General features: G+C 70.4%; 15 protein-coding genes. 11 read left to right on the plus strand and 4 right to left on the minus strand.

Annotated elements, in window-relative coordinates:
* Positions 1 to 2 precede the first annotated feature (2 nt).
* The gene (locus tag DVK44_RS17745; protein WP_162793909.1) at positions 3 to 770 is read left to right on the plus strand and encodes a hypothetical protein; all 768 of its coding nucleotides are present in this window, start codon (positions 3 to 5) and stop codon (positions 768 to 770) included.
* Positions 771 to 823: 53 nt separating this feature from the next.
* On the opposite strand, the gene DVK44_RS17750 is transcribed toward DVK44_RS17745, so the two are convergent.
* Complete coding sequence (locus DVK44_RS17750) at positions 824 to 3,013, minus strand: FG-GAP-like repeat-containing protein (protein ID WP_228447224.1); 2,190 nt, start codon at positions 3,011 to 3,013, stop codon at positions 824 to 826.
* A gap of 209 nt (positions 3,014 to 3,222) precedes the next feature.
* Here DVK44_RS17750 and DVK44_RS17755 point away from each other — a divergent pair, with 209 nt between their 5' ends.
* The 7 genes from DVK44_RS17755 (at position 3,223) to DVK44_RS17785 (ending at position 10,136) form a co-directional block, all read left to right on the plus strand.
* Positions 3,223 to 4,110, plus strand: a complete 888-nt coding sequence (locus tag DVK44_RS17755) for a hypothetical protein (RefSeq protein WP_114660534.1) — start codon at positions 3,223 to 3,225, stop codon at positions 4,108 to 4,110.
* Positions 4,111 to 4,230: 120 nt separating this feature from the next.
* Positions 4,231 to 5,046 (plus strand): response regulator transcription factor, encoded by an 816-nt coding sequence (locus DVK44_RS17760; RefSeq protein ID WP_181957648.1) that lies wholly within the window; start codon positions 4,231 to 4,233, stop codon positions 5,044 to 5,046.
* The gene (locus DVK44_RS17765; protein ID WP_114660535.1) at positions 5,033 to 7,342 is read left to right on the plus strand and encodes a sensor histidine kinase; all 2,310 of its coding nucleotides are present in this window, start codon (positions 5,033 to 5,035) and stop codon (positions 7,340 to 7,342) included. The genes DVK44_RS17760 and DVK44_RS17765 overlap by 14 nt, the downstream gene beginning before the upstream one ends.
* A 122-nt stretch (positions 7,343 to 7,464) precedes the next feature.
* On the plus strand, positions 7,465 to 7,917 hold the full coding sequence (locus DVK44_RS17770) for a hypothetical protein (RefSeq protein WP_114665232.1): 453 nt from the start codon (positions 7,465 to 7,467) through the stop codon (positions 7,915 to 7,917).
* Between the two features lie 125 nt (positions 7,918 to 8,042).
* Positions 8,043 to 8,657 (plus strand): class F sortase, encoded by a 615-nt coding sequence (locus DVK44_RS17775; RefSeq protein WP_228447225.1) that lies wholly within the window; start codon positions 8,043 to 8,045, stop codon positions 8,655 to 8,657.
* 77 nt (positions 8,658 to 8,734) lie between these two features.
* Positions 8,735 to 9,106: a MerR family transcriptional regulator gene (locus DVK44_RS17780; RefSeq protein ID WP_114660536.1), complete on the plus strand. Its 372-nt coding sequence runs from the start codon at positions 8,735 to 8,737 to the stop codon at positions 9,104 to 9,106.
* 103 nt (positions 9,107 to 9,209) lie between these two features.
* On the plus strand, positions 9,210 to 10,136 hold the full coding sequence (locus DVK44_RS17785; RefSeq protein WP_114665234.1) for an NADP-dependent oxidoreductase: 927 nt from the start codon (positions 9,210 to 9,212) through the stop codon (positions 10,134 to 10,136).
* A 129-nt stretch (positions 10,137 to 10,265) separates the two neighbouring features.
* Here DVK44_RS17785 and katG read toward each other — a convergent pair whose 3' ends face one another.
* Positions 10,266 to 12,497, minus strand: coding sequence for a catalase/peroxidase HPI (gene katG / locus DVK44_RS17790; RefSeq protein WP_114660537.1), 2,232 nt, complete (start codon positions 12,495 to 12,497; stop codon positions 10,266 to 10,268).
* A 313-nt stretch (positions 12,498 to 12,810) separates the two neighbouring features.
* On the opposite strand from katG, the gene DVK44_RS17795 reads away from it, so the two are divergent.
* Complete coding sequence (locus DVK44_RS17795; protein WP_114660538.1) at positions 12,811 to 13,242, plus strand: Fur family transcriptional regulator; 432 nt, start codon at positions 12,811 to 12,813, stop codon at positions 13,240 to 13,242.
* A gap of 128 nt (positions 13,243 to 13,370) precedes the next feature.
* Here DVK44_RS17795 and DVK44_RS17800 read toward each other — a convergent pair whose 3' ends face one another.
* Positions 13,371 to 14,501: a ricin-type beta-trefoil lectin domain protein gene (locus DVK44_RS17800; RefSeq protein ID WP_162793911.1), complete on the minus strand. Its 1,131-nt coding sequence runs from the start codon at positions 14,499 to 14,501 to the stop codon at positions 13,371 to 13,373.
* Between the two features lie 446 nt (positions 14,502 to 14,947).
* On the opposite strand from DVK44_RS17800, the gene DVK44_RS17810 reads away from it, so the two are divergent.
* A complete protein-coding gene (locus DVK44_RS17810) occupies positions 14,948 to 15,547 on the plus strand; it encodes a hypothetical protein (RefSeq protein ID WP_114660541.1) in 600 nt (199 codons plus the stop codon).
* Between the two features lie 155 nt (positions 15,548 to 15,702).
* Here DVK44_RS17810 and DVK44_RS17815 read toward each other — a convergent pair whose 3' ends face one another.
* Positions 15,703 to 16,191, minus strand: a complete 489-nt coding sequence (locus DVK44_RS17815; RefSeq protein WP_162793913.1) for a peptidase inhibitor family I36 protein — start codon at positions 16,189 to 16,191, stop codon at positions 15,703 to 15,705.
* Positions 16,192 to 16,849: 658 nt separating this feature from the next.
* Here DVK44_RS17815 and DVK44_RS17820 point away from each other — a divergent pair.
* Complete coding sequence (locus tag DVK44_RS17820) at positions 16,850 to 17,545, plus strand: peptidoglycan-binding domain-containing protein (protein WP_114660543.1); 696 nt, start codon at positions 16,850 to 16,852, stop codon at positions 17,543 to 17,545.
* Positions 17,546 to 17,656 lie beyond the last annotated feature (111 nt).

A 17,656-nucleotide genomic window follows, 5' to 3' on the forward strand; every position in this document is an offset into this window, starting at 1 on the left:
GCATGGCCGAGAAAACGGACACGAGCGAGCCGCAGAGGCGGCGCCGCCCCACACTGCGCCACGCCGTCGGCCTCTGCGCCCTGCTGCTCGGCGGCGCGCTGCTGCTGGGCGCGGGCGCCGGTCTGGCGGACGTACGGGGGACGACGGCCGACGAGCGCGCGTTCCGCGCGGCGGAGCCCTGCCCGGCGGCGGCGCGGGCCGGGGCCGACTGCCTGCGCGCGGTGCCCGCGTCCGTCGAACGTACGGTGACCAGGGAGAACGGGCGGGCCGGGACGACGTACCGGCTCCGGCTGACCGGGGGCCCGGACGTACCCCACGAGGTGGACCTGCCCGACGCGGGCCCGTTCCTGAAGCGGCTCAAGCCGGGCGACGGTGTGACGGTCACCATGTGGCGCGACTACGCCACCACCGTCACCAAGGACGGACACGTCCAGCGGACCACCGACACTCCGGAGGGCGAGCCGCAGTTCATGACCGCCCTGTCACTGGCCCTGCTGGCGTTCGGTGTCTACGCCTGTTATGCCGGTGTGGTCCTTGTCCGCCCGTCCCGGACGGTGGGCGGGGCGCTGCCCGCGCACATGGTCCCGCTCGGGGTGTTCGCGATGGCCGCCGCCGTGTTGACGATCCCCACCGTGATTGTGGGCGATGTCGCCAACCCGCTTGTACAGGGCCTGAGTTGGCCGGTGTTCCTGCTTCCCGCCGGATGGCTGCTGCGCCACCTGCACCGCAGGGGCCGCGCCCGCCGCCGTGTGCGAGTGGGTGGTGTGTAAACGAACACACCACCCACCTGCACAGAAGACGACCGAGGCGCCGAACTCGGCACTCAGAAAAGCCCCTTGTACCCCTGCCAGCCCGTGGAGATCTTCTTCCGGGCCCCGAAGGACCCCTTGCCGTTGCCGTGGTAGCGGTAGAGCACACCGGCCTTGTCGCGCGCGACCAGGTCGTTCCGGCCGTCGCCGGTGATGTCACCGACACCCACGATCGCGTTGTACGAGGCTCCCCAGCCGGTGGACACCGCCACCCGCGCCCGCAGCGTGCCCTTCCCCGTACCCTTGCCCGTGCCCTCGAACCGGTACAGCGTGCCGTTCTTCCCCCGGGCCAGGATGTCCCCGAAGCCGTCGCCGGTCAGATCGCCCGCGCCGACGATATGCGTGTACGCCGACCAGCCGGAGCTGATCTTCTTGCGGGCGGCGAGCTTGCCGTCGCCCTTGTTGGCGAAGAGGTAGAGATCGCCCGTCGACTTCTTGCGGGCGACCAGGTCCGTACGCCCGTCGCCGGTCAGATCGCCGGGCGCGGTCAGCATGTCGTACGCGTTCCAGCCGGTGCCCAGCGAGGTGTGTTTGTGGGACGGGGTGTACGGGTTCCCGCAGCGGCCCGCGTACCGGCGCAGCTCGCCCTTCGGCATCCGTACGAGCAGCTCGGAGCAGCGGTCGCTGCCCATGTCGCCGAACGGCACGGCGACCGAGCCGGCGGGCCAGCCCGAGCCGGACAACTTCGAGTCGAAGGCGCCCTTGCCCTTGGTGTAGTGCAGGGAGAGCGTCCCCTTGGCGTTGAGCGTGAGCAGCTCGCCGTAGCTGTAGCCGCCCTGGTCGTGATGGCCCTGCCGGGCGCCGGACAGAACGATCTTGCCGCTGGTGCTGTACGTTCCGGCGCCCTCGGTGGCCGTGGCCGTCAGCGTCCAGGTGTACGAGCCGTTGTAGGCGTAGGCGCCTGCCGCGTCCTTGCCGTTCCAGTCGACGTTGGCCTCAGTGGTGCCGGCGCCAGTACCGGGGCCGGTGAACGTACGGACAGCGCGCCCGTTCGCGTCCTTCACGCGGAAGGTCCACTTGACGGGCTTGCTGAAGCCCCAACTGCTTTTCCAGTTCGTGTACTTGAGATCCACGCCGGGTTCGTCCACCTCGGACTCGGTCCGGGTCAGCGACTGGGACGGCACTCCGCTGGGGACGATACGCACACTGTCGTCGGGGCCGACATAGGCGATGTCCCCGCCGAACTTGTCCACGGCCCAGGTGAACCGGCGCTGGTCGGCGGTGTCACCGGCCGGCAGCTCCGCGATCGCGCGCGGTGCCGCGCTCCTGCCGGTGTGGAAGTCGGTGAGCAGCAGCTTTCCGGCGGTCCTGTCGTGCTGGACGAGGTAACCGTCACCGACGAGGGCGGGCCCGGACGGCACGGTGAAGCTCTTCTTCGCCGTACGGTCGTAGACCCCGGCGCGCGCGGCCGGGCCTGGGCCGCAGTTCCAGTAGACGAAGCGGCCGACGGCCCGCAACTCCTTGATGACACAGCCGGATCCGGTGGCGTACGACCCGAGGGCCTTGCCGCTCTTGATGTCGGTGAGGGTGACCGTACCGGCCGTGGCGCTCGCGCTCCAGAGCTGGGCGGCCCAGATGGAGGCGGCGACGGGGGTGCGGGTGATCCGCTTCACCAGTCGGCGGTACTGCGGGACGTTGTCGATGTACTGCTTGCCGGTCGACTGCGCGTCGTAGACGAAGTAGCGGCCGGAGATGTCGACGATCCGCGCGCCGGTGACGGCGGGTTCGATGCCGTGGTGGCTGTTGGGGCCGGTGAGGATCTGGACGCGTTCCTTGCCCCTGTCCATGAAGACATGGCCCGCATTGCCGTTGCCGGCCCCCACCAGGGGTATGCAGCCACCCATGTCGCAGGGCACTTCCTTGGCGTACGCGTCGTCGCCGAAGGGGCCGACGTATCCCATGGAGGTACGGGCGGACGCCGTCGAGCCGTCCGCCGCGATCTTCCGGACCGCGACGAACCGGTCGCCGTACGCGCCGCGTTCGACGGTGTGCAGGATGCCGCCCGAGAAGTCGATCCCCCAGACGCCGTCCGTCGGTACCGGGGTAGATATATCAGCCGCGCCGCCGGCACCGGCCGCACCGGCCGCGCCCGCCGTCCCCGCCCCGGTCAGCGAGGTGAACCCCGCGACCAGCGCGGCCACGGCGGCCAGGGCCGTGCCCCGGCGGGCCGGCTTCCGATTGCCCAACAGGGCAAGACGTCTCAAAGAGGATTCCCAAGTGGTCGATCCGCCGGAGCGGTATGTCCGACCGCCGTTGCGGCGGTACGGGTGGAACCAGGGTGTGGGGCCCCTTGATCGTCCCTGATGGGGACATTCGGATCCTAGCAACTGGCAACCCTCCGCGCATTGGTGGCGACTTGAAGCTGCCACACCATCCCCAACCCCCCACCGATCCCCTACCCAGGGAGCCCCCCATGCGCAGACCCCTTGCGCGGCTTCTCACCGTCCTGGCCGCCTTCATCGCCCTCGTCGCCACCCCCGTCACGTCCGCGTCCCCCGTACTCGCCGCGTCCGCCGTACCCTCCGTACCCGCCGCGCAGGCCGCCGACAACTGGAACCCGCCCTCGAACCTCACCCAGCCGCTGAACGAAGTGTGGAACCACGTCTCCACGACCTACCCCAACCTCTACGGCTTCCGCAATTACGGCTGGGACCAGGTCATGGCCAACAGGGGCAGCATCAACTACTGCGTCCGCTGGGAGTCCGACGCCCCGGTCAGCGCCGCCCTGCGCGACAGCGTCCACGCCGCGCTGAAGCGGCAGTTCGCCAAGTGGGCGGCGGCGATGGTGGAGAACGGCACGGGCCACAACGCCTGGCCGTACACCACTGTGCCGGTCAACATCGTCGGCTGGGCGGTGAAGAACCGTTCCACACTCCAGTGGACCGACAACTCGGTCGACATCTACGCCGGCAACCTCGACGGCGGCGGCGCCCCGCAGTGCGCACCGGACTGCGGACGCTTCTTCCACCAGAACGGCGACTACTCGCGCTGCCCCGGCGGCGCGGCCCGCCACTACGACCAGTCGCTCTGGCTGACCAAGGGATTCCAGGGCGGCGCGGGCGGCGACTGGGGTCAGCGCGTCGGACAGGAGTACTTCACGGGCGCGCTCAGCCAGGAGAACATCCACATCTATCTGCACGAGGTCGGCCACACCTTCGGGCTCGACGACTTCTACGACTGGACGCCGACCGGGCAGTGCTGCTTCCTGATGAAAGCGGGCAGCGCCACGCAGATCACGGAGTTCGACAAGTGGATGCTGCGTGACTTCTGGCGCCATGTGAAGAGCCGCTACGGCCTCTGACAGCAAGGCTGTTGGGTCTCTGGCGGCCGTCCGGTCGCGAGAGACCCAACAGCCGCCCGCGCAGTCGCCCCCGCCCTTGCCCGCGCCCTCGCTACGATCGGCCGTGTGCGCGCAAACATCGTGATTGCCGAGGACGACGTCAAGCAGGCCGAACTGGTGCGCCGCTATCTGGAGCACGAGGGCCACACGGTCACGGTGGTCGAGGACGGCCTCGCGGCCCTTGAGAAGGTACGGCAGGGAGACCCCGACCTGCTTGTGCTCGACGTGATGATGCCCCGGGCCGACGGGCTCGACGTCGTACGGATACTGCGTGCCGAGGGGCGCGAGGTGCCGGTGCTGATGCTGACGGCGCGCAGCACCGAGGACGATCTGCTGCTCGGCCTGGATCTGGGCGCCGACGACTACATGACGAAGCCGTTCAGCCCGCGTGAGCTGATGGCCCGCGTACGGACACTGCTGCGCCGCAACCGGCGCTCCCCAGAGCCGAGTTACGCGCCAGCGCCAGCGCCAGCGCCCGCTCCCGCGCCCGCCGCGCCCACACCCGCATCCGCCTCCCCCATCCCCGCGCCCGTCTCTACGCCTGTCCCCGCTCCCGACGCGGCCGGCGAGACGCTGTCGGTGGGCACACTCACGGTGGACCTGGCCCAGCACGAGGTCACCGTCGACGGCGCGCGGGTGCCGTGCACCCCCGGTGAGTTCCGTATCCTCGCCGCGATGGCGGCGGAGCCCCACCGTGTCTTCACCCGGCAGCGGCTCCTGGAGGAACTGCACGGCTTCGACAAGTACGTCAGCGGCCGTACCGTCGATGTGCACATCATGAATCTGCGCAAGAAGATCGAGCGCGTCCCACGGCGGCCGGACCGGCTGCTCACCGTCTTCGGCGTCGGCTACAAGCTGACGGACCCCGCGAAGGGCATACGTCATGCACCGTCCTGACCAGCAGCGGGAGAGCGACCAACGGCCGTCGCGGCAAACGCTGTTGAGGCTGCCCCTCCGTAAGAGCCTGCTCGGCCGGATGCTGACCGTGTCCGTGCTCGTGGCCTTCTGTTCGGTCGCCGCCACCGCCTGGCTCGCGGTGCAGACGACCTCCGGCGCGATCCGCCAGCAGCAGGGCCAGAGCCTCAGCTCCGACGCCAAGATCTACAACACCCTGCTGGGGTACGCGGCCACCCACCCCGGCTGGGAGGGCGTCGACGCCACCGTACGGAAGCTGGCCCGCGAGTCCCACCGCCGGATCGCGCTGACGACCCAGGACCGGCGGCTGCTGGCGGATTCCGCCCTGGCAGCGCCGCCGGACGCCTCGTCCGGGGCCGCGTCCTCTGCCCACTCCAGCACGTCGGCCGGCACCTCGCCCGCCGCCCCGCTGCCGGCGCAGGCTTCGGCGGTGGTCGATCCGCTCTCCGTCGACACCGTACTGGTGCCCGGCGCCACCACCACGACTGTCGCGACCATCGCGACCGCCGCGGGCGCCGACCGCGTAGATCCGCGCGCCGTGGGGCCGTTCCTGCTGCCCGAGACGGAACGTGCCGAGCTGCGCCGGGCCGCCAGCGCGAGTGTGGAGTGCCTCAACGCGATCGGCATCGCCGCGGATGTCGTAGAGAGCCCGAGCGGACGGCCCCGGCTCCAGTTCGTGAGCAGCGGCACCAACAGCGCCACGGAACAGAGGTGTCTGACCTCCGAACCGGACGGTCCCACCGCGACCGAGAAGAAGGCCCTCAGGGCGCTCAACGGCCTGGCCGACGCCTGTCTCGAACGCCAGGGACGCACCGGCGTGAAGCTGAAGCTGAACCTGAATCTCTCCTGGGACCGGGGGTACGACAGGGCCGACGCGGGGGACGGCGTGTATGTGGGGTTCGACAATGTGTACCCCGTCCCCGTGGACGAGTCGGACGCGATGAACGCCAAGAGGGAGGCGGCCAAGCGGCAGGCGGCCGATGAGCAGGTGACCGAGGCGCGGGTGGCCGAGGCACGGGCGGCCAAGGAGCAGGCGGCTGAACAGGCGGCACCTGAGCAGAAGGATGTCCCGGGGCCCGAGCCCGAGCCCACGGCCGAGACCCCCTGGACCGGCACCCGGCCCGCGCAGAAGCCCGTGGCCCGTGACAGCGGATACGACCGGGCCATCGCCACCTGCGTCGGCAGCGCCCGCCGCGAACAGCTCACCTCGTACGTCGCCGGGCCCGCCCTGCTGTTCATCGACGACCCCGGCGCCACCGCCAGCGCCCCCGGCTTCGACCTCTCGCCGGCGAACACCGGGCGCATCGTCGGGGTCACCGCGCTGGTCCTCGCGCTCACCGTCGGCGCCTCGGTGATCGCCGGGGCCCGGCTCGTACGCCCGCTGCACGCGCTGACCGGCGCGGCACAGCGGATGCGGGACGGTCTGGACTCGGCGCCCGTGCCGGTCGGTTCGGACAACGAGATAGGCCGGCTGGCGGCGGCCTTCAACGACATGGCCGTACACCGCGCCCGGCTTGAGGAGCAGCGCAAGGCGATGGTCAGCGACGTCGCCCATGAACTGCGTACCCCGCTGAGCAATATCCGCGGCTGGCTGGAGGCGGCGCAGGACGGTCTGGCCGATCCGGACCCGGCGTTCGTCTCCTCGCTCCTCGAAGAGGCGGTGCAGCTTCAGCACATCATCAACGATCTCCAGGATCTGGCGGCGGCCGACGCGGGCGCGCTGCGGCTGCACCCGGAGCCGGTGTGCGTGGACGAACTCCTGGGCCAAGTCGCCGCCGCGCACCAGGCGTTGGCGGATTCGGCGGGCGTCGCGCTGGCGGTGTCCCCGCCGGAACCCGGCACGGATCAGCCACGGCCGCATGGCGACCCGGTCCGGCTGCGCCAGGCCGTCAGCAATCTGGTCTCCAACGCGGTACGCCACACCCCGCCCGGCGGCCGGGTGACACTGCGTTCGTACGTCACCGACCCCGGGGACGAGGTGGCCCTGGAGGTGGCCGACACCGGCAGCGGTATCCCGGCGGACGACGTTCCGCATGTTTTCGACCGCTTCTGGCGGGCAGAGAAGTCCCGCAGCCGGAGTACCGGCGGCAGCGGTCTCGGTCTGGCGATCGTCCTCAAGCTGGCCGAGGCGCACGGCGGGACGGCGGGTGTGGTGAGCACCGAGGGGGAGGGTTCGGTCTTCACACTACGGCTGCCGGTCGCGCCTGACGGAGCCCAGGCCCAGAACGCGGTCGAGAACACCGTCTCGAAGGCCGTCGAGAACACAACAGAAACCTGATGCGATACGCATGGCGTTCTGACAGCTTCCTCACAAGTTGTCGCCAGTCTTGAGCCCTGCCCGGACCCGGTGTGTTCCACCGTCCGGGTACCACGAAGGCCGAGCTGGAACTGGAGCCATACATGTCCCGCCACTACCGCCTGCACTTCGCAGTCCTCACCGCCCTCACAGCCGGTGCCCTGCTGGTCCCGGCCGCCGCGGCCGTCGCCTCCGACGGATCCGGCCCGGCCACCGGGGCGTCCGCGGTGCCGAAGGAGTCCGTACCCGACAAGGAGCGCCTGGCGGAGAAGGAGAAGGCCGCCGCCGACCAACGGGCGAAGGAGCCCGCCGACCAGCGGACCTTCCCGAAGGAAATCGCGACCGGGGAGATTCCGCCGGAGAAGGCGAGGCAGATCGCGGCCGAGAAGGCCAGGGCCGACGGCGTGTGGCCGCGCGGCTCCGTCGCCGCGGGCGAGGCCCCGGCCGGGAGCACCGGCACGGCCGCCCTCGCCGGCTCGGCGGCCGGCACACTGCTGCTCGCGGGCGCCGGCACCTTCGTACTGCGCCGCCGCTCGTCCCAGCGCCCCACCGCCTGATACGGCACAGCGGTGGCGCCGCCTTACACCGGGCGGCGCCACCGCGCCTTTCCCGTACCCCGCCGGTATCCCGCCCGTACCCGTCCGTCCCCCACCTTCTCGGCAGCCCCGCTCTGGAGTCCGCTGTGTCCCCTGCGCTTGCCCGACTGGCCCTCGTCGTCCCCGCGGTCCTCACGCTGCTGACCGGCTGCTCGTCGACGCCCAATACGGCCAACACGGCCGGGACGGCCGCCCCGCGCCCCTCCACTTCCCTCTCCAGCCCCGCCACCACCACGGTCGGCACTCCCACCCCCTCGCGCGGCGCGCCCACCGAGGTCACCATCCCCTCGATCGGGATCAGCGGTCCCCTGATGGAGCTGGGTCTCAACGCGGACGGCACGGTCGAGGTCCCGCCGCCCGAGAAGGGCATGACGGCCGGCTGGTACGTCGGCGGTCCCGCGCCCGGCGAGGCCGGTCCCGCCGTCATCATCGGCCACAACAGCACCCGTTTCGGCAAGGCCGTCTTCCACGACCTCCACAAGATTTCCAAGGGCGCGGACATCACCGTCGCCAACGACCGCGGAAAACCGGTGCACTTCACCGTCACGGACACGGAGAGCGTCGGCAAGGGCACCTTCCCCACCGAGAAGGTCTACGGTCCCACCGACGAACACGCGCTGCGGCTGATCACCTGCGACGGCGACTTCGACGCCGAGGGCCACCCGGTGAACAACCTCATCGTCTACGCGACCCGCACCTGACCTACCCCCCCCCGCTCCCCCCACGCCCGTGTCACAGTGGGGGGAGTGTGTTGCCTGCGGGAAAGGGGATCCGGCCCATGCGCATCGGCGACGTGGCCGCGGCAGCGGGAGTCAGCACCCGGGTGCTGCGCTACTACGAGCAGCAGCGGCTGCTGACCTCGACCCGGACACCGGCGGGGCACCGTACGTACGAGGGCACGGCGGTGGAGCGGGTCCGGCTCATTCAGTTGTTCTTCCGCGCCGGGCTCTCCAGCCGGACCATCCGCGAGGTGCTGCCCTGCGTGGACACAGGCGAGGCCACACCGGAGCTGCTGACGCTCCTGGCCGCCGAACGCCAACGCGTGGAGGGGCAGATCTCCGACCTGTTCACGGTCCGTGACCAGCTGGACATGGTGATCCAGGCCACGGTCGACCCGGACTACGACTGTGACGCCGCGATCAACCACTAGCTACCAGCGGACTTGCACTTGACATTGGTGTCAAGTCTTAGCGTCCGGAGTGGAGCCGGCGAGCGCGCCGGAATCCATCAAATGGGTGCAGGAGATGACGACGATGAGTGAAGCGTTCGGTTTCCGTACATTCGGCGGCCCGGAGGTCCAGGAGTTCTTCGACCGCCCGGACCCGGTGCCGAGTCCGGCCGAGGTCCTGGTGCGGGTCACGGCCGCCGGGGTGAACCCCCTTGATTTCAAGCTGCGTTCCGGTGCCCTGCCGGGGTTCTACGGCGAGCGGCCGTTCCCGCAGGTGATGGGGGCGGAGGCGGCCGGTGTCGTGCTGGCGGTGGGCTCGGAGGTCGAGGGGCTGGCGGTGGGTGACGCGGTGTTCGGCATGGCGTACACCGGGGCCGGCGCCTACGCCCGTACCACGCTCCTGCTCGGTTCCCACACGGCGCGCAAGCCCGAGGGGCTCCGCGACGACTGGGCGGCGACCATCCCCGTCGCGGCCACCTCCGCGCTCGACGCGGTGGACCAGCTCGACCTGCCCGAGGGCACGACCGTACTGATCAACGGGGTCGGCGGCGGTGTCGGTATCGCGACCGCGCAGGTCGCGCGCGACCGTGGCCTGAACGTCATCGGTACGGGCGGCCCCACCAAGCGGGCGCTCGCGGAGGCCGTCGGTGTGACGTTCGTCGACTACACCGAGGGCCCGGTCGTCCCCCGGCTGCGCGACCTCGCGCCGGACGGGGTCGACGGCCTGGTGGACCTCGTCGGCGGCGCGTCCCTCCGTACGGTGGCACCGCTGGTGCGCGAGCCGAAGTACATCGTGTCCGTCACCGACGGGACGGTGACCGAGCTGGGCGGCGAGATGGTGCGCCGCCGGGCGGCCCGGGCGGACCTGGAGCGCGCGGCGGCGCTCATGGTGGAAGGGCGGCTCGACCCCCATGTCGTCAGGACGTACCCGCTGGCGCGGTCGGCCGAGGCCCTGGCCCTCCTGGAGGACGGCCACGCCGTCGGCAAGATCGTCATCGACATGACGGAGTGACCCGGCGCTCCGGTGACCCGGTGACCAGGTGATCCGGTGACCCCATGACTGAGGGGCGCCCGGGGCGACCATAGCGGCCACCCCGAACGCCCCGTCGTACCGCATCAGACGCGGTACGGGCAGGTCACGTCAGACCAGGTCGAACCGGTCCAGGTCCGACACCTTGGCCCACGCCGCGACGAAGTCCTTCACGAACTTCTCCTTCGCGTCGTCGCTCGCGTAGACCTCGGCGAGCGCGCGCAGCTCCGAGTTCGACCCGAAGACCAGGTCGGCCCGGCTGCCCGTCCACTTGACCTCGCCCGTGGCGTCGTCGCGGGCCTCGAAGGTGCTCTGGTCCGGCGAGGTCGCCGTCCACGTCGTACCCAGGTCGAGCAGGTTGACGAAGAAGTCGTTGGTCAGGGTCCCGGGGGCGTCCGTGAGGACACCGAGGGACGACTCTCCGTGGTTCGCGCCCAGGACACGCAGGCCGCCGACGAGGACCGTCAGCTCGGGGGCGCTCAGATTGAGCAGGTTGGCCTTGTCGACCAGCAGGTACTCGGCCGGCAGCCGACTGCTCTTGCCGAGGTAGTTGCGGAACCCGTCGGCGGCCGGCTCCAGCGCGGCGAAGGACTCCACGTCCGTCTGGTCCTGCGAGGCGTCCACCCGGCCCGGGGTGAAGGGGACCTCGACGTCGAAACCGGCGTCCTTGGCGGCCTTCTCGACACCCGCGGCGCCCGCGAGCACGATCAGGTCGGCGAGGGAGACCTGCGCGCCGCCGGTCCGGGCGGAGTTGAAGGACTCCTGGATGCCTTCCAGCGTACGCAGCACGACCGCGAGCCGGTCGGGCTCGTTGACCTCCCAGCCGGCCTGCGGCTGGAGGCGGATCCGCGCGCCGTTGGCGCCGCCGCGCTTGTCGCTGCCGCGGAAGGAGGAGGTGGCCGCCCACGTGGTGGAGACCAGCTGGGACACCGTGAGGTCCGAGGCGAGGACCTGCTCCTTGAGCGCGGCGATGTCCGCGGCGCCGAGGGTCTCCCCGTCGGCCTCGGGCAGCGGGTCCTGCCACAGCAGGGTCTCGGACGGGACCTCCGGGCCGAGGTAGCGCACGACGGGGCCCAGGTCGCGGTGGGTCAGCTTGAACCAGGCGCGGGCGAACGCGTCCGCGAACTCGTCCGGGTTGTCCAGGAAGCGCCGCGAGATCTGCTCGTACGCCGGGTCGAAGCGGAGCGAGAGGTCGGTCGTCAGCATCGTCGGGGCGAGGCTCTTCGACGCGTCGTGGGCGTGCGGGATCGTACCGGCGCCCGCGCCGTCCTTCGCGATCCACTGGTGCGCGCCGGCGGGGCTCTTCGTCAGCTCCCACTCGTAGCCGAACAGGTTCTGGAAGAAGCCGTGGCCCCACTGCGCCGGGGTCGACGTCCAGGTGACCTCAAGGCCACTGGTGATCGTGTCGACGCCCTTGCCGGTGCCGAAGGTGCTCTTCCAGCCGAGGCCCTGCTCCTCGATCGAGGCGCCCTCGGGCTCGGCGCCGACGTGGTCCGCCGGGCCGGCGCCGTGGGTCTTGCCGAAGGTGTGGCCGCCCGCGATGAGGGCGACGGTCTCCTCGTCGTTCATCGCCATCCGGCGGAAGGTCTCCCGGATGTCGCGGGCCGCGGCCAGCGGGTCCGAATTGCCGTTCGGGCCCTCGGGGTTGACGTAGATGAGGCCCATCTGGACCGCGCCGAGGGGGCTCTCCAGCTCGCGGTCGCCGGAGTAGCGCTCGTCGTCGAGCCAGACCTTCTCGGGACCCCAGTACACGTCCTCGTCGGGCTCCCAGACGTCCGCGCGGCCGCCGCCGAAGCCGAAGGTCTCGAAGCCCATCGACTCCAGGGCCACATTGCCCGCGAGGATCATGAGGTCGGCCCACGAGAGGCTCTGGCCGTACTTCTTCTTGACCGGCCACAGCAGCCGGCGGGCCTTGTCGAGGTTGCCGTTGTCCGGCCAGCTGTTCAGGGGGGCGAAGCGCTGCTGGCCGGCGCCGCCGCCACCGCGGCCGTCGCTGATCCGGTACGTACCCGCGCTGTGCCACGCCATGCGGACCATGAGCGGGCCGTAGTGGCCGAAGTCGGCCGGCCACCAGTCCTGGGAGGTGGTCAGCACCTCCGCGATGTCCTGTTTCACGGCCGGGAGGTCGAGGGATTTGAACGCCTCGGCGTAGTCGAACTCCTCACCGAGCGGGTTTGCCACGGCGGGGTTCTTGGCGAGGATCTTGAGGTTGAGCCGCTCCGGCCACCACTGGCGGTTTCCGCCGCCCTGAGTCGGGTGCGGGGCGCGCCCGTGCACGACGGGGCAGCCCCCTCCGCCCTCGGTCTTCGCGTCTACGGCGGTTGCGTCATGGTTCTCGGTCATGGGAATCCTTCCGGACCAGCTCGATCGCGGTGCTCACGGTGCTCAGGGACTGCGGTGGTCTGCGGGGTCTGCGGTGGTCTTTTCGGCTCTCGGGCTCTGCGGCGGTCTGCGGGTGGAGGCCGTAGTGGAGTCGTCCCGCCCTCTTGGCTTATCGCCGGAGTCGATCCTACAATGGACAGAGTCCAAGTCAAGAAGCGAGCCAGCTCCACATTCCATCGGAATCAGGACAGCACCCACCGGCCGCCCGCCGGCGAACGGCGAGTGTCGCGGGTGTGAGCGATGAGCAATGAGCGATTGAGGTGAACCGACCGACATGAGTGATCTGCTGGAGCGGCTAAGAGGGCGTGGCTGGCGGCTGACCTCCCAGCGGCGCGTGGTCGCGGAGGTTCTCGACGGCGACCATGTACACCTCACGGCCGACGAGGTGCACGCCCGTGCGGCACGGCGGCTGCCCGAGATATCGCGTACGACGGTTTACAACGCGCTGGGCGAGCTGGTCGCCCTCGGCGAGGTCATCGAGGTCTCGACGGACGGCCGCGCCAAGCGCTACGACCCCAATGCGCGCCACCCGCACCAGCACCTGGTGTGCTCCGGCTGCGGCACGGTCCGCGACGTCCACCCGACGGGCGACGCACTCGCGGACCTGCCCGTGGAGGAACGATTCGGCTTTACGGTGGCGCAGGCGGAGGTCACGTACTGGGGCGTGTGCCCGGAGTGCGCTGGAGCGGCGGGCAAGGGCGAGTAGCGGCCGGGGGCGAGTGGCAGCAGGGGCGAGTGGCCGGCCCCTGAACCGGCCCCCGCCGCGACCCTGCGCCCCGTAGCGCGCTCCCGTAACGCTGCCGCCCCGGCAGCGCTCGGCGGCTCACACGGGCGTCAGCCGAAGCTCCACGCCTGGCTGCGTGTGCCCCGGCAGGCCCACATCTGCAACGGGCTCCCGTTGGTGGTCCGCCCGTCCAGGACGTCCACGCATTTGCCGGTCTGGGTATTGATCACTTCATGCGCCGCGCTGAGCCGGAACTGCTGGGCCACAGACCCGTTGCAGGTGGTCAGTTGGACCCCCGCGCCATCGTCCTGCGAACGCCCGACGACATCCATGCACTTGCCCCGGGTGCGAATGGTCCCGTCGGACAGGGACTTCCAGGTCTGGTTGGCGGACCCGTTGCAGTCCCAGAGCTGGAGCGGCGTGTACTCCTCGGGATCCGCGTGAGTGAGGTCGACGCAGCGGCCCGACGCGTCGCCCCGGATGGCGACCCCATCGGCAGGGTTACGCGGTGCCGCCTTCTCCGTGGAACCGCCGCTGCCGGTCCCGCTGTCGGTCCCGCTGCCGGCGGCGGGCGAGACGGGCGGCGATGACGCCGCGGAAGGCGTTACGGACGCGGACGCGGAGGTGTCCGAGGAGGGATCCGCGGAAGCCGATGACGAGGCGGAAACCGATGGCGACGGCGACGCCGAAGGCGATGCGAGTTCGTCGGTCCCGGCCTCGCCCAGCTCGTCGTCACCGCGCTGCTCCATGGCCGGAACCGTACGTGGCTCCGAGGCGCTGAGGCGGTCGTCACCCCCCGACCGTAAGAGAAACGCGGTGCCGACAAGCGCCGCGCACAGGACGACCGCCCCCGACACCAGAACCCCGCGAGCCGCGAACCACGACCGACCGCCGGACGCCCCGGAAGCCCCCGCGAGGCCCGCCGGAACCTCCGGGGCGGCGCCACCGCCACCGGTCCCACCACCCCCGCCCGCTGCCCCCGCGCTCGCCGCGAAAGCGAGCCCGGCGGCGAAGCCGTCCGCGTACACGGTGTCCGCCGAGGCGCTGTCCGCGCCGGTCGCGGGCTCCTCGATCACCTCGGACACGGCGGCGGCCCGCCTGCCCCCGGGCGTTCGCGCCGGCTTGTCCGGCTTCTCCTCGGGCCTGGCCTTCCCGGCGGCGGCCGTGGCTATCGCGGAGGATCTCGTCGTCCGACGGGGGAGGGACGGACCTGCCGTCGGGTCGTCGGGAGGAGCGGTCATGGGGTCCTTCCAGGGGTGAGCCTTCGCATCGATGTCGGCCCCGTCGCCCCGGCCGTGCCGGAAGCGGTCCGTGTATCCCCAACTCCTGCTGCCGTCAAGGCAGTTACGTCGGAGAGGCCGGATGCAGAATATCCGAGCCCCCGGAACGCACCACGACGGCGCGCCCGGCACGAAAGCCCGTCGGCCACCGCCCGGCGGTGACGGCAGGTCACCCCGGGACCGCGATACGTACTTCCTTCGAGTCGGCGCGTTAATGCGCACTTTGCTTCATTTGCGTTGACCTCCGGCGTCACGGGAAACAATTTCCCAACGAGCCGAAAGATGTCGAAAGATGAGAGCGGAGGAAGGGCGGAGGATGCGAACGGGCGTGTAACGAAAAGGAGTTGAGCGTCTTCATGGTAGGGTATTAATGAATTCACAGGGCGCCGCGAAAAAAGGGGAATGGCGTGAATACCGAGAAGGTTACGGCTCGACGTCTTACGGCCGAGGAGGTTTCAGGGTTGGGTCTCCAGGACGGCATCTTCGTCTCGGCAGAGACGGATGGCCTTCCTCTCGACTGCTACGCCCCGGCTTTCCTCACGGAGCCGGGCAAGAATTTCGAGGGAGGGTCCTTCACCGCGAGGACGGCTTTCGGTGAGGAAATTCATATCCTCCCGGACAACGCCGAAGAGGGCGGTATCTGGATCGCGGACAAGGCGGGGGAGGAGATCGAGGTCCTCCAGAGCGCCGGTGTTCTCCTGAACCTGGCCCTCTTCGTACCGAACGGCAACAAGGAATCCCTGGAGGCGCTCTACGCCTCCGCGCGGGACGCCTTCGGCGCGGGGATCGTCCAGCGCTGGAGCGAGGAGACCGTAGAGGTGCCGGACGTCAAGGTCGACCTCTACGAGGAGCCGGCCCGGGGCCGCAAGAACACGAACGGTCAGAACCGCGACCGCCGCGCCCTGGACATCTACCCGACCCGAGTGCGCTTCCTGGAGCCCAGCGAGGGCTGGCGGTTCATCGTCGAGCCGCACAAGGAGATCGTCGACGACACCCCGACGATCTGACCCAGCAGCACCCAGCAGCACCCTAGAATCCGCAGAATCCGCGCCGGGGCGGTAGACCCCCTCCCGGCGCACCAGACGCCCGGCCGGAACCTCCGGCCGGGCGTCCGCGTCGTATCGGCCTTTCAGTCTTTCGCTCTTTCCGCCTTCCGGACGGCTCAGTTGGCGCAGCCGCTGGCGTTGTGGCGGCAGAGAGAGCCGATGGTGTACGTGCCGGCGAGGTTGCCCTGACCGCCGGAGAGCGTGCTGCCGATACGGTCCTGGTAGCTGAAGGCCCGGTAGTAGTGGTAGCGGTAGGACGTGCGGTTGTAGACGGACTTGGTGACGGTGCCGTTGTTCATCCAGGAACACTGCTCCCGGGCCCGCGGGTTGAGCGCGTCGTTCCACTGACACCTCGACCCCGTACCGCCCGTCCCGGACCAGAAGCAGATCCAGCCGGAGGCGCAGTCGGAGTACGCCTGGGCCCCCACCTCGCCGGCGGCGGTGTCGAAGCCGATGGCCTCGCCCGCACCCAGCGAGACCGCGGTGACCGCCGCGGGGGCGGGTGCCGCGGGCGCCTCCTGGGCCTGTGCGGTCGGGGCGATCACGAGGCCGATGGCCATCAGACCTGATGTCGCGAGAACGGCGAGTTTGGCACGGAAGGACACGGTGATTCCTTTCACGAAGGTGAGGGGCTGACCGCATACCGACGACTTCGCGGCATTGGCGAGAGGGCGTCGGTTCCGGGTTGGCACGGAGTCTGCCCCCGAGAAGAAGGCGGGGGGAATGCTGAGCGCCTGTCCCGGACAGGCCGCGCTGTCCGGCCTGGTCATAGCCCTGTCCGGACGCTTCCGGACAGCTTCGGACGCTTTCGGCGGCCGTCCGGCGAGGGGCCCGTGGCAAGGGAAAGGCCGAAAAGGGGCATTGTGCGTATCGGGGAAGTCGGTGAGGATGCCCGTTATGCACGACAAGGGGGATGCTTCACCATGTACGTCGGCGGAAACCGCCGAATTCGTCGCACAGTTACGGTTGCTCAAGCAGCGTTCGGGGCTGACCTACCGGCAGTTGGAGCAGCGGACAGCACGGTGCGGGCACCGACTCGCGCGCAGCACCCTGGCGGACACGCTCCGCCGGGAGACGCTGCCAAGAGCCGAGTTCGTGGACGTGTTCGTCCGGGCCTGCGGGCAGGGGTCGCGGGTACGCGTATGGCTGGGCGAACGGGAACGCGTCGCGGGGACCGAACCGACGGAGAACCCAACCGCCGCCCCCACCACCAACGGAGGCCCACCCCCTCCCCCCTCCTCCCCACCAGAGCCGGCGCCCAAGATGCCACAGGGCCGCCGAAGGCCAGGCGGGCCACCGCCCTGGCGCCGCGCATCGCTCCTCGCCTGCATCACGGCGGTCACGGTCCTGGGAGTAGTCCTGTGCGTAAGGCTCTTCACCACCGGCGAGACGGCACGCGAGCGCGCGCCCGGCGCCGACTGCTCGGAGACCCTCAGCCCGGGAGCGTACGGCCCCTGCGTACGCCAACTACAGCTGAACCTGCGGCGCCACTCCCTGGACCTCCCCGTGGACGCCTCCTTCGGCCCGATCACCAGAGCACGCGTAGCGGCCTTCCAGGCGGCGTCCCAACTCCCGGTGACCGGCGTGGTCGACGCGACAACCAAGGAGGCCATCGACCACCAGGACTCCCCGATCGCCGCCCAGGCCGACCGCTGGGGCCCGGACCGAGTGGAACAGCACCTGCGCGCGATCTTCCCCGAGGCCCCCGAGACCGCCGTCGCCCTGATCCGCTGTCTGTCGAACCTGGACCCGATGTGGGTCCGACAGACGGACGAAGAAGTACGCACAGACGAGGGAGAGCCAACGACCTGGCGCTGGGGCCTGTTCCAGCTCACCGACCAGCAAATCAAGGACTCCGGCGGATCACGCCGCTCCGCACTCGACCCCGAATGGAACATCCGAGCCGGCCGGGATTTCTGGGAACGCAACCAGGGCTTCGGCTCTTCAACATGCCACTGACAACCCCGAGATCCACGACAAAGCACGGTACCCAAGCGGCGACGACGGACGCGCGGGCATCCTTCCCGGACGATGAAGCATGGCCGCGGACCACCGGCGCGACGAGGCTTG

The sequence above is a fragment of the Streptomyces paludis genome, assembly GCF_003344965.1.
Lineage (GTDB): Bacteria > Actinomycetota > Actinomycetes > Streptomycetales > Streptomycetaceae > Streptomyces > Streptomyces paludis.

Bases quoted from the DNA above. Each gene is read 5' to 3' on its own strand.
- DVK44_RS17745 (WP_162793909.1), top strand. From the start codon at position 3: ATGGCCGAGAAAACGGACACGAGCGAGCCGCAGAGGCGGCGCCGCCCC.
- DVK44_RS17755 (WP_114660534.1), top strand. From the start codon at position 3,223: ATGCGCAGACCCCTTGCGCGGCTTCTCACCGTCCTGGCCGCCTTCATC.
- DVK44_RS17765 (WP_114660535.1), top strand. From the start codon at position 5,033: ATGCACCGTCCTGACCAGCAGCGGGAGAGCGACCAACGGCCGTCGCGG.
- DVK44_RS17770 (WP_114665232.1), top strand. From the start codon at position 7,465: ATGTCCCGCCACTACCGCCTGCACTTCGCAGTCCTCACCGCCCTCACA.
- DVK44_RS17780 (WP_114660536.1), top strand. From the start codon at position 8,735: ATGCGCATCGGCGACGTGGCCGCGGCAGCGGGAGTCAGCACCCGGGTG.
- DVK44_RS17785 (WP_114665234.1), top strand. From the start codon at position 9,210: ATGAGTGAAGCGTTCGGTTTCCGTACATTCGGCGGCCCGGAGGTCCAG.
- katG (WP_114660537.1), bottom strand. From the start codon at position 12,497: ATGACCGAGAACCATGACGCAACCGCCGTAGACGCGAAGACCGAGGGC.
- DVK44_RS17795 (WP_114660538.1), top strand. From the start codon at position 12,811: ATGAGTGATCTGCTGGAGCGGCTAAGAGGGCGTGGCTGGCGGCTGACC.
- DVK44_RS17800 (WP_162793911.1), bottom strand. From the start codon at position 14,501: ATGACCGCTCCTCCCGACGACCCGACGGCAGGTCCGTCCCTCCCCCGT.
- DVK44_RS17820 (WP_114660543.1), top strand. From the start codon at position 16,850: ATGCCACAGGGCCGCCGAAGGCCAGGCGGGCCACCGCCCTGGCGCCGC.